Below are 12799 nucleotides of genomic sequence, written 5' to 3'. Positions count from 1 at the left end.
GGCTCAGTTTACTTCCCCCCAGATGACCAGTGCTACAGCGATAAACAATAGCGCGAACAGGTGCAGATAGTGTAGCTCTGTCTTCCAGACAAACACCAGAACGAAGTAGCTGACCATGTACAGGAACAGGCCGATTTGTGCCATCCTTGGCGTAACGCGACGCGATAGAATCCCCAAGATCATAATGGTGAAAATGGGCATATTGAACAGCCCCGACACGGTTTGGAGGTACGTATAAAATCCGTCATGGGCAAAGAGGATAAAAGGTGCAATAAATATGGCCGAGATAGAGATGATCAATTCGAACAGTTTTCCTTTTTTGACCAGCTCCCTTTCACTGAGCGTTCTGTTTCTACGTTCCAGGTAAGGTTTATAAATATTAAAAACAAATAAGCTGCCACAGCTCTGAAGGCCAGCAGTATAGGTAGTCATTGCCGCACCAAAGACCAAGGCCAATGAAAAACCAATCAATACATCCGGAAAAATTAGGACAATGAGTTTCGGAAAAACAGAAGCTGTGGGCTGCACATGCGGCAATAAGTGTACCGCCAGAAGGCCAGGTAAATTGATCAATAATGGCATCAGAAGTTTGCCTCCCGCAGCCAAAGTCATTCCTTTTTGTGCTTCCTTTAGATTTTTGGCGCTCAATGCCTGTTGTGCGATATAGGGTTCCATCCCCCAATAGTAAAAATTGATCAGCAGCATGCCGGTAAATAAAGTCGAAAATGGAACCGCATCATGCTTTCCACCGACGGCATTGAGATGTTCTTTTTTATCGTGAAATAACTGGAGTACCCCCGTCCAGATGTCACCATTCCCCAAATACCAAAAGGCAAAAATCGGAATCAATAGTGCGAGCAAAAACAGACAGAGGCCCAAACCGAGGTCAGACAGGGAGATCAACTTCAATCCGCCCAAAATGCTGTATAAGCTCCCGATGATACCGAGGGCCCAGACCAGTATCCAGATACTCTGCCAATAACTGATGTGCAGCAGTCCGGGCACATCAAACATTGTAGCTAGGCTTAGTGCACCACCGTATAATACCGGTGGCAATAAGTTGACGATGTATCCGATCAGAATCAGGATAGACACCAACATTTTAGTTTTCGGATCAAACCGCAGTGCAAGGAAGTCCGGCACCGTCCGAAAACCATGTTTAAAATAGATAGGCAGCAGAAATTCCGAAACCAGGAGCATCGCGACCACCGAGCTCACCCCCCAGCCGATGACCGACAGGTTGTTGATATAGACCGATTCATTTTCACCGATAAACTGGTTGGCGCTCAGGTTGGTTAATAGCAAAGCCGAGCCTACCATCCAAAAACTATTGCTCTTTCCGGCAAGGAAAAAGCCATTTAAGGTATTGGAATAGTTGGTTTTAAACTTCCATAAGGATCCCAAAGCGACCAAACCGGTAAAAAGACAAAAACTAAAAACTATCATTTTATAAACTTCCCTATTTTAGACAGAGCCGCGATCTGCCAATGTTGTCGGCACCACTTCCCGAATCAATGTTCTTTCGAGCACAAACTTGGCTGCTTCGGCCCCAATCCGTGCAAAACTTGTTGAAAAGGTGGTAATACCACCGCTGATAATCTCTTTGATGACATCATCATTATGCGATAAAATCCCCAGATCCTCGCCCAAGGTCCAGCCCTTTTGCAGCACCTCTTTTAACATCTGATAGAGTTCCGGATTATGAATGGTAAAATACAGTTTCCCCTTTTTTAGATCACCTACATGGTACTGCTTTTCGATACGTCCTTTTATCTTATGGTCTTTCAGAAAGCGTAAGAAAGCATTTTTGATTTCATTGGGTTCGGCTGTATTTTCCCTAAAATAGAAGATCACTTCTTTATACTTTTTGATCTTTGGATAAAGCTCCCGAAACACAGCATAGGTGGCTGCTTCAAATTCCTGAGAAACATAAGAATATTCCGCACCCAAATCCATCAGCCGGTCGATAATCAATAGTTTTGACACAGGAATATTTCGCAATAAACGCTCAGAATCTTTATTTTCAATGGGAGCGACAATATATACCGTATAGCGTCCCTGAATCCGGTTGAAAATATCCTCAAAGGTTTCCATATTGTTGTGATGGAAAAAAAGATCGACCGTCACTTCCTCCGGAAGATTGGCCCGCAATTCGGATACCAAGGTATCCTGAAAAGTATCGTAAGCATATAACAGGACGGCAACTTTCTGTTTCAACTGCGTGTTATTACTGACTACAAAATATCCTTTTCTATTTTTGGATTCCACCACACCATGAGCAATCAGGTCACGGTAAGCTTTGGCAAAGGTTTCGCGTGCATAGCCCAGGTATTGGATCAAGTTATTGACAGAAGGCAAACTGGCGTGCACCTCCAGTTCATTGGCATCAATGGCATCCAACACGCCCTGTACGATACATTCATGTTTCGAAAGCCCATTTAAAGCTTCCAATCGTTTGATCCGATCGATCAACGCCTTAAACTGTTCTTCTTTGGTTATCTTCATATAATATTATTAACTAAAGAGCAATCTTAAGCAATTTTGCTCCTGCTTGCTCAAAGGCAATGGGATTTTTAGCAGTAAATTCCTGCGCTGTTTTTTCAAACAGTTCCACCGCCTTATAGGTTGTATTTGGCTCCAGGCCAATCTGTTTAAAATCTATGTTTATTGCTGCCGGGGTTGTATTGTAATTAAATACGGCCACATACAGCGTTGTTCCAATTTTTTTGTAATAATACGTATTTGCTGCTTTTCCTTCTACAAATCCTGCCGGACGGAAGCTTTTACCGTCGGCTATAATTTTTAGAATTTCGGGATCCTGCAGATATTGATTCATCTTTGGCTGCCAGTTTTCTTTTTTCGACAGGTCGTCGCCAAGAATAATGGTCCCTGTTACCACACCGGAAAGCAATCTTGCCTTATTGACTTCAGGGCTTTCATCGTGAAAGACCAGGTGGTCGGCATCGATAAAATCGTAGAGATAGGTTTGCCACCAGCCGTAACTAACGCTGTTTAGCGTATATTGAGTTTGATCGATCGTCTTCCAGGCGTCGCAGGCTATTCTGCGCATGTGTGCAAATTGGGCAGTTGCCAAAGACGGCGAAATTGCGGCATAGATCAACATTTTACCCTGCAGCACGTCGACGAGATGTTTCATCCCCACAGCATACGCCTGCATACCTGTCTGAATTTTTTTATCGTAAAAACCTGTGGATTCGATTGCCGCATGAGAGAGGAAATCGACCTTGATCATTCGGAAGCCACAGTCGACCAATTTCCCTAAGATCACATCCATACGGGCCAACGTACCGGGATGTGTCGGGTCAAGAGCCCGACCACCATCTAAATTGTGGTAGCCTTTCTGGGTTTTGGTCCAGAGCTGGCCAAAGGTAAACTGACTTCCCTCCGCCTTGCGGTCGGGGCCACTTCCATGCCCCCAGTCTGTAAAAGGAGCCCAATAGACGCCGGGCTTGAGGCCCAAAGAATCACAATAGCGAACAAATTGCTTCAGCTGCGTGTAGTCACCTGACATACCTCCGGGCGTCATATTATCCCAAAAAGAGTCAAGATCTATAAAAGCCTCGCCATTTGCGTTGCGGAAATAAGGAATATCTTTTGCGAAATAGTCTGCTGTGCCTGTGGCATTCTGAAAATTAAGTTTTTCCTGTATCACGCCCCAGCTGTTCCAGCCGACAGGTGTGGCACCTTGCCAAGATTTCACATAGGCCGGCGATAGTTTCCGGTGGATTTTAGCATAGTTTTCGAGCCCAATGCGCCAATCCTTGTCGTAAGACACGAGGTATTTTGGGGAACGAATGACATCCCCCTTCACCGTCCCGTGCGCCATGGAATCACGTGTGATAGTTACATCCGTAAATCCGGCCTGCGCTGCCAGGTGGGTATATTGCCCCTGATCTCCTTCGATCGCGATACCCGATTTCCAGACGGATTGATCCAATGAACCAATCAACAGCCCTTTTCCGCTGTCCTTATCGTATACAACACCGACTTCGGCGCTGCGCTTACTATTCCTTGCAAGGACATTGTTTTCATACGAAATAAACGTATCGTTATCAAAAGGAACAGCCAGTTGGTACAAGGATTTTCCCAGGCCGGCAACCGACGCATTTGACCAGATCGGCACAAGTTCATTGCTGGCTATATTTTTACCCCTAACTTCCAGTTCAAGGATGACACCATCTATTGTGTCGTAGCAATAAAAATGCTGCAGCAATGTGATGCCCTGTTGGGTTTTAACCGAAATGGTATACTGTATGCCTTTGCCCAAATTGTCCTGAATACGCTTTTCTGTGACGCTGCGGGTTCCTTTCAGTTTATCAGTACTAATTTTTTGTCCATTAGCAAGTGCCAGATAGGCACTTGCTTGTTGGATATAGGCGACTTGATCTTTACTTAGTGAATATGTTCCATCTAGTTTGTTATAGGTCAACGTTAGGCCATTTTTCTTGACCTGAAAAGGCTGTGCGCATAACATGAAGGTACATAGCATAAAACTTAGCGCGAAAATAACTGTCTTCATTCTGCTTGATATTATTGTAAATTGATTTGAAAAGCGTTGATCTTCATGTAATGGTCAGGTTGAAAATTGACCAGCATTCCCATATTGACCGTAACCTTTTCTTTGATTTCAAAATAAACGCCATCTGATTTAACATCAGCATGGGCCATTGCCTGTTGAATCTGCTCAAGATCTGGAATTCCACTGTTTGCTTTGCTAACAACCAGTTTTGCTGGCGGTTGATCATAATTTGTCCAGGATAAGTTACAAAAAAAACGATACTTACCGGGTAATAAGGTTACTTTTTGCTCTATTTTACCATTTACGATAGCCGGAGCTCCCCAGCCTGCTTCAATGTTGACCACACCGCCATCATCCGATCCAAAACCACCGTAACCGTTATGGTTTTTCATGGCAGCGTTTGTCATCCAGTTGTCCAAAACTCCCCAGCGATTACCGTCATAGACCGTCGCTGTAAATGGTGTTTTGTAATTCTGGAGGTACCAAGGTGTAATGTTGTCTTTTTTCACAGCCAATTTGGTCGATTTGACCATAAAGGTATCGATGGCCGAACTATCGGGTCTGAACACAGTACGATACGAAACTTCGGCACCAGGAAGATAGCGTTGAAGACCAATCTTCTCATCCTGATTTTTGGTACGCACCACGGTATCTGTGGTACCACCATCCCAATTTCTATACGCGATACGCAGTCCATCAAAGCCCATGGTTTCCGATACATTTTGCAAACCCAATTGCAGTTGCTGTCCAGCAATAAAATTCTGTTCGAGTACCACACGTTGGTAAAGTCCTTCGCGATAACGATCGCCATATACGTTCCCCACCACATAGGTGGGAACGGAAAAGCGCCCTGCGGCATCCACACTACGAATTTCTAAATTTATGGGCCCTTCAGGCAGTTTGTCGATTAAATAACGTACGGTATCCACCTTACCCGTCAGTTTGACCGGTATTTTCATCGAATCCTGCTTACTGTTCCAATAGATACGCAGCTCAGAAACACCCGAGGAAGCTCTATAGACACCTTCTACTTGTATACGGTATTTTCCCGAACGAATTCTAATCGAATCGAGCTTTGCCGGGTAGATAATTGCTTTCCCGTCGGTGTGTTCGGTAAACTCGTCCATTTTGGAACAAGCCGCCAACAGCGCCACGATAAACAAGGACAGCAATATGATATATCTTTTCATAACTTTGCTTTTTAAATTGATTAATAAACGCCCCATACCTGAATCTGGTTAATCTGCATAAAATAACTACCCCGCCAATTGCGCAGATTGCGAATGCGCAGGTATTTGTATTTCGGAGCATCTTCCGGTAGATCGAATGACCAGCCAGAGGTACCATACACTTCATCAGCATTGGTATTTGTTCCCGACGGTGTTCCCGATGGTTTACGTACCGTGCAGGTAGCCAATTTGGTCCAGGACTCCCATGAGCCATCCAAATTCGGCGTATTGCTTCCCCAGATCTCAAAATCACGTAAATTGCCCTTATCGTAGAAGCCGTTTTCCCGTCTCGGAAAGATCACCACGCGGCTTAGTTTTGCTTCTCTACCGATCGAGAAAGTGACCGATTGCGGCACACCGGCATTCTCCACAGTATAGAAACTTGGCCATTTAGACGTATTGAGATTACCATCCCATAGATTGTCCATGGAGCCATAGAGAATTTGCGCGTCCCCTGGCAAGCGTAAGGGTGTAAACAATTGCCGGTTAAACAGATTTTCCTCCAATGGCGTAATCGAAGTGTACAGCGTATCAGACTTATTTAACCAGCGATCGCGGACATAAAATGCGAACTTCATTTCTTTGGATTTCAATCCACGGACATTATATAAGATGATGGAATCCTGTCCATAGTAGTTATCTAAGGGCAGGTATTCGCCATTGTTGAGCGAGTCTACCATCGGTACGATGACCACATTTCCTTTTTCCTTATTTGTTGAGGTAATGCGGATACCGCCAAAGGCAGCCGTTACTTTCATCTCTCCAAACACCAAATTAAAGATCGGCGTCTTGGGTTCAACAATGACGTCTATGGGATCCGACACAACCTCAGCTTTGCTTACCGCATACAGTTTAACGGTTTGCGGCTTGGTATCGGGGAATCCATCAATTAAGATCTCATTGGTATAGGTAGACGATTTGACAACACGGGTGGCGCCGCTCGCCATCACATATTCGGCTTTGACATAGAGTATGTTGTCATTCTCCGGAAGGCTGTAATGTATGGTTGCCTGTCCATAGCCATTTACGACGGAGGGATGCTGTACCACTCCCGGTTTGGTCTGGTCGTCTTCCATTAAGGTCCAGCCTTTTTCCTCTTTACAGCCGAGCAGTAAAAACAGCAGGCCAGCCATGACATAGATACTATTGCGATATATTCGTTTTTTCATGATTTTCTTCAATTTAATACGCTAATTACCAACCCGGATTTTGTACCAAATTAGGGTTGACCAATAGATCACTTTCTTTAATCGGCCAAAAATAGTCTCTTGGTGCCACGAATCGTTGTTGATAGAAGGTCTGTTCCTGGTAAAAAAGCTCCGGATGGTCTTTATCCTGATTGCGATCCCAGCCCGTGATATTTTTGTTGAGTTCCTGCGCGGCAAGCTTCCAGCGTCTCAAATCCCAAAAGCGGGAACCTTCAAAGCTCATCTCAATATTACGTTCGCGTTGTATGATAGCACGGAGTCCTTCTTTTGTCGTCGGTTTGGCGCTATTGAAAGCATACTTTGACCAGGACTCTTTCACCCCTTCCAGACCGGCGCGCTTGCGAATCTTATCGAGATAGAGGAATACATCGGCTGTCGGTCCTTCACTTTCGTTCAGCGCTTCGGCATACATCAGATACAGGTCGGCAAGCCGTAGCATAGGCCATGGATATTCTTCGATATGCGAGCTGTTTCCATCCTTAAAGGCAAATTTCCAATTGACCAGCTTCTTTGGGTAATAGGTTGTGATCGGCACGGAAACACCACTGCCAAATAAGCCTAAACGAAGTTGTGTTGTCCAGGTATTTTCGTCCGTCTGACTAGGGCTATTTTCCATGTACCAAACCCCACCGTCAAAGCCCACATTGGCGTAGAAACGATTTTCACGGTCAAAATGCAAACGCGCTGTTCGGTAATTTTCGATGTTGTTGAAGCGTTCCTCATGCGTTCCGGCACGTAATTGATTTTTATTGCTAAAATCAAGGTTTTGTCTTCATCCATCGGCACCCCGTTTTTCGTATAAAACTGTTCAATGATTTTGATTGTCGGGGCCAAGGTACCGTTGACGCTGTTGTTGCCGGCATTATTCGGATCGATGTGCGCCATGGACGAGTACTGCAACTGCCATGTCCGCGAATTTGAATTCCCCCAGATGATCTCGCGGTTCCATTTTTCCGTCACAGCGTTACGAATGCTCATCTGAATCATTGTGGTATTGGACAGTGGGCGTACCGGTGTTGGAAATTCGTATAGATTCATGCCCAGCTCCTCGCAGGCAGCAATTGCTTCTTTTGCAGCCTGCGCTGCTTTACGCCATTTCTCGGCTTGGAAGCTCTGATTAAAAAATAAGGTGCCGTCCACATTTTTGAAGGTTGCATAATCCGTATTACCATTGAATAATGGGCTTGCAGCATATAATAGGACTTTTGCCTTGATACCTAAAGCAATTGGTTTTGTGATATGCCCCAGATCAGTTACTGGCGACTGCACCGCACTTGGCAGCTTACTTGCGGCCTCATCGAGTACCTTCACGATATAATCAACCACTTGGTCTATCGGCTGACGCTTTACCTGCGTCTCCTCAATTGGTGCTGTGACAGGAACGTTGACATCCATAATGGGAATAGGGCCATAATGACGCATCAGCATAAAATGATAATAGGCTTTTAAGAACAATACCTCACCCTCCCAGGTGGTACGTTCGTCTTGCGTCATATCACGTACCTTTTCGGGATTTTGAATATTTTCCAAAAAGATATTACAGTCGCGAATGGCATTGAACATATATCCGTCCCAATAATTAACATAAGGATTAGTGACACTTTGATTGCCACGGGCGATGTTCCAGTTTGTCCCGTTGATACTCCGTGTTGGGTAATCCAGCCAGAACTCATCTCCTGCCATAAAAGCGGGATTTATAGTCGGTTCGCCATCATTGGGCAAATAAGAATAGCAGGTTGCCAAATATTTAATGGCTTCACTGCGCATGGTAAAGGCATTATCTATTGTGGGAGCATTGTCGGGTACGACATCCAAATAGTTTCAGGATTGAAAAAACAATAGACCTGATACCACCATCGATTTAAATACAGTTAACTTTTTCATGATACATTGTTTTTTATAATCCTACATTGATTCCGATATTATATACCGCCTGAACCGGGTAACCCAAACCATCACCACCCATTTCAGGATCCCACATTTTAAATTTGCTCCATACCGCAAGATTCAGGGCATTGGTATAAATGCGGATATTGGACATCTTCCAGCGATCCAGGATCTTCTTTGGTACCGTATAACCCAATTCAACAGATTTTAGGCGGAGGAAGGCACCATTGCGCATCCACCAGGTCGAGAATTGATTATTGTTGTTATTGAATCCGTCGGTCAATCGTGGCCAAAATGCACGGATATCTTGATTATCTTCCGACCAGTGACTATCGGCAACCTGTTTTAACAGCCCGTTTTGATAGGGACCATTGATGGCGAAAGGCGTGATATTTCCGGGATTGATAAAAAACGATGAACGTGCAGAGCCCTGTAGGAAAGCACTGACATCAAATCCTTTGAAACCAACGGTGAAGCCCATACCGTAGATAATTTCAGGATCCGTTGGAAAACCGATGGGCACCTTGTCCAGATCAGTTATTTTGCCATCACCGTTAATGTCACGGTATTTGATATCACCGCCCATTGTTTTCAGTGCACCACCAAAATTTTGCAATGGCGAGTTATCGGCTTCAATATCATCGACAAATAAGCGTTCGGCGATCAAACCATATTGTTGTTTAATCGGATACCCCAAATGTGTCAGGTAAGATAAATTTGCCGGATAGTTTGGCTCTTCGTTGGTCAGCAAGCGATTGGTCGCATAGGTCATATTACCGCGCAACTGCGTCCACCAGGTATTTGCAAAGGATTTGTTGTAATCCAAAGTCAGGTCAAATCCCTTACTCTCCGCTTTGCCCATATTGGATTGAATATCGGCCTGAAAACCTGCTGTCGTCGGAACCGTTGAGCGTACCATTAAGATATCACTTCGCTTGGAGTTGTAGTAGTCGAAGACAACACCTAATCCATTTTTAAGATTCAGATCAAAACCTGCATCAAATGTTTTGGCACGTTCCCAGGTAATATTGGGATTGGCGTAACGCGAGATGGAATAACCCGGTCGGGTATAATCCCAAAGATTTCCCCAGGAAAATCCTTTTCCATTATCATTTGGATTGACCTGTGATAAATAGAAAAAGCGGTCGCGGTCGTTACCGATCTGGTCGTTACCCACCAAACCATAGGTTGCCCGTAGTTTTAAACGAGATACCACCGGTGTCATAAACTCAAACATCGGCTCTTCCTGGAGGTTCCAGCCTACTCCAAAAGAGGGGAAAAAGCCAAATCGTTTATCTTTAGAAAAGCGCTCGGAACCGTTGTAACCAAAGTTTGCTTCAAAAAGGTATTTATTTTTATACGCATACGTTGCGCGTCCAGATACACCAATATTACGTGCTGGCAGAGAGGCCTGTAAATTGCCTCCATTTGCTGTCTGATAATTGCGCATGATACCGATGAGCATACCCGTGATGTCGTGATCCTTTCCAATGGTCCGGTTATAATTGACCGCAAATTCGCCATAGGTCGTTGTATTCTGTATCCTATCACCTTGACTGTAGTCCAGGTATTCTGTTCCCTGATTTTCATTCAGCAAGCTCAATACCGTATTGTTTGTACCCGGTATTTTCAGCAGATTATAGTAGAAAGGTTCAAAGCTTCTGCGCACCGAAAAATACGAGTACCGTTGTGTATAAGCCATCAAACGGGCCGACAAACCTTTTGTGATAAAATCAAAGTTCTGTTTCAGCTCCAATTGTACATTGACTGTGGAACTATTGTATTCCTGAAAACCGTTGACCATCTTGGCATAAGGGTTATTGTACAAGGTCTTTGTCGTCGGTATAAAGTTATTTCCGAAGAGCGGATGGGTTGTAAACGGTGCGTAAGAAGCTGGATAAACTGCCGGGAACATCACCGGATTGGACCAGATGGCCTCTTTGAATACCCGTTGCCCCCCATTGATCAAATTACCCCAATCATCATAACCACCGATGGGCCCCTTATAATCGTCAAACTGAGCCGAAGTACGGATAATTCCTATGGTTGTCGGGGTTACATTTAAAGTGATATTGGAACGTATCGAATAATTTTTGAGGTTAATGTTATTGTCAAAATTATTACCGCTTTCCGATTTCAAAATTCCTTTGTCATTGTTAAAAGTACCCGCGACGTAATATTGCGCCAGGTTTCCCCCGCCAGTTACGTTGAAATTGAAACGCTGGTTGTTGGTATAATCTTTAATCAATTGATCGATCCAGTTATTATTTGGATAAAGCAGCGGATCGTCGCCCCTAGCGGTATGATCGATTTTATTTTGGTCATAAGGCAAAGCCCCTTTGGGATTGCGCGTCAATACCGCTTCATTTGCCAGGTTCATATAGGTAATGTTATCGGCAAATTGGAAATTTCGGGTATTGGTAGAAATGGAGTTTTCGAAACGCGCATTAAATTTTGCCTTTCCCACGATACCACTTTTGGTATTCACCAGAACCACACCATTTGCACCTCTGGCACCATACAATGCAGAGGCGGCCGCATCCTTCAGCACCGAAAAACCAGCAATATCATCGGGCTGTAGCCGCGCTAAAGCTGTTGTATTCGATTCCATCCCATCGATGAGAATCAAGGGGTCTTTTTTTCCGGCACCAAAGGTCCCGACACCTCGAATAAAGAACGAGGCATTATCATTTCCGGGTTCACCACTGCGCTGATACGCAATTAAACCCGCTACCCGACCTGCCAGCATGGTGGTCAGATTGGAGGTAGGGCCTTTAATTTCTTTCGGATTAATGGAGGTGATCGAAGCGACCATACTCGTTTTTTTCTGTGTGCCATAAGCGACAACAGTCACTTCATCGAGGTTTGAACTTGATGAAGACAGAAAGATGGTCATCCGGTTGGTACTGGTGACCTGAACAGTTTTTCGGTCGAATCCGACCGAAGTCAGGACAAGCTGATCGTTGAGGTGTACATCTTTGATCAGGAACTGCCCCTGTGCATCCGTTGATACAACTGCATTCTTTCCCACGAAGGCAATTGTAACATTGGAAATGGGTAAATGTCCGACACTATCTAATACAACACCTCTTAATTCAAATGATTTGGACTGTGCACTTGCAAAGCCAGTTATCAAAAGAAAGAGGAAGACAAGACTACATCGCTGCCATTTACAGATTCGGTAATACATGTGGTAGATCATAAATTGGTCTTCTTATAGATTGGTTATTAGTTTATAGTATAGGGCTAGTAATCTATACTATTCTATACTACTTTACAATAGTAAAAACATTTTCTGACATGGGCAAATATTTTTTTCAATAATAGGTTCAGGCTGTGCATCATAATTAGGCTAGCGAGCCACTGTCTACTGCAGAGAAATAGGAAAAAAATAAAGCGGGATGTACAATCATGGCTGATTATACATCCCGCTTAATAAATAATTTATAAAATTTTGGTAACAAAAAAAGGTAGGCCTAGCCTACCCTTTTGTCAATGAGTGATGATATTTTAACGTATGATTGAGTGAATGTGCTGTCTGCCGGGCATCGTCCTGATAGGACGATAAATCTTGGCAGGCTCTGATATCTGCTACATCCACCTTGTTTCTTACTTTGCTGATGACCTGATTTAATTCCGATTTCCAGTTGCCCGGATCGCCAAAATCGTCCATCCAATTTTTATTGATAAACCTTTTGTAGTTCAAAAGCAAAATATACAATTCCTCACCACTACCGGCGCGATTGATTGACGTGCGCCAGTTCTCTAATTTTTCTTTAAAACTCATAACCAGCAATATACAAAAAATATATTACTTTTTCAAATTAAGGAGCATATATAGCCTTTCATTGACCTGAATATGACATGGCCTCTGTTTTTTGACTGGCAGCATTTGCATTACAGGGATCGGGCCTCAGTTCCCTCTCAAGCGATAA

The 12799-nt window shown here is 44.0% G+C and carries 8 protein-coding genes and 1 pseudogene; all 9 read right to left on the bottom strand.

Annotated elements, in window-relative coordinates; translation table 11 throughout:
- Nucleotides 1-3 precede the first annotated feature (3 nt).
- A complete protein-coding gene (locus OK025_RS13700) occupies nucleotides 4-1446 on the bottom strand; it encodes a solute:sodium symporter family transporter (protein WP_317664498.1) in 1443 nt (480 codons plus the stop codon).
- An 18-nt stretch (nucleotides 1447-1464) separates the two neighbouring features.
- Complete coding sequence (locus OK025_RS13695; protein WP_317664496.1) at nucleotides 1465-2505, bottom strand: GntR family transcriptional regulator; 1041 nt, start codon at nucleotides 2503-2505, stop codon at nucleotides 1465-1467.
- Between the two features lie 13 nt (nucleotides 2506-2518).
- Nucleotides 2519-4540: an alpha-galactosidase gene (locus OK025_RS13690; protein WP_317664494.1), complete on the bottom strand. Its 2022-nt coding sequence runs from the start codon at nucleotides 4538-4540 to the stop codon at nucleotides 2519-2521.
- Between the two features lie 11 nt (nucleotides 4541-4551).
- A complete protein-coding gene (locus OK025_RS13685; protein WP_317664492.1) occupies nucleotides 4552-5730 on the bottom strand; it encodes a DUF4998 domain-containing protein in 1179 nt (392 codons plus the stop codon).
- Between the two features lie 20 nt (nucleotides 5731-5750).
- The gene (locus OK025_RS13680; RefSeq protein WP_317664491.1) at nucleotides 5751-6938 is read right to left on the bottom strand and encodes a DUF5000 domain-containing lipoprotein; all 1188 of its coding nucleotides are present in this window, start codon (nucleotides 6936-6938) and stop codon (nucleotides 5751-5753) included.
- A gap of 25 nt (nucleotides 6939-6963) precedes the next feature.
- The gene (locus OK025_RS13675) at nucleotides 6964-7656 is read right to left on the bottom strand and encodes a RagB/SusD family nutrient uptake outer membrane protein (protein WP_317664490.1); all 693 of its coding nucleotides are present in this window, start codon (nucleotides 7654-7656) and stop codon (nucleotides 6964-6966) included.
- 527 nt (nucleotides 7657-8183) lie between these two features.
- A pseudogene (locus OK025_RS13670) lies at nucleotides 8184-8792 on the bottom strand (RagB/SusD family nutrient uptake outer membrane protein); the annotation flags it as partial.
- Between the two features lie 82 nt (nucleotides 8793-8874).
- Nucleotides 8875-12066, bottom strand: a complete 3192-nt coding sequence (locus OK025_RS13665; RefSeq protein ID WP_317664489.1) for a TonB-dependent receptor — start codon at nucleotides 12064-12066, stop codon at nucleotides 8875-8877.
- Nucleotides 12067-12345: 279 nt separating this feature from the next.
- Nucleotides 12346-12651 carry a hypothetical protein gene (locus OK025_RS13660; RefSeq protein WP_317664487.1) on the bottom strand — a complete coding sequence of 102 codons (306 nt, stop codon included), beginning with the start codon at nucleotides 12649-12651 and terminating at the stop codon, nucleotides 12346-12348.
- Nucleotides 12652-12799: the final 148 nt, after the last annotated feature.

Origin of the sequence: Sphingobacterium sp. UGAL515B_05, from assembly GCF_033097525.1 — a bacterium.
Taxonomy (GTDB): Bacteria; Bacteroidota; Bacteroidia; order Sphingobacteriales; family Sphingobacteriaceae; genus Sphingobacterium.
The sequence above is the reverse complement of the archived record's forward strand: the minus strand, read 5'-3'. Positions and strand labels throughout refer to the sequence as shown.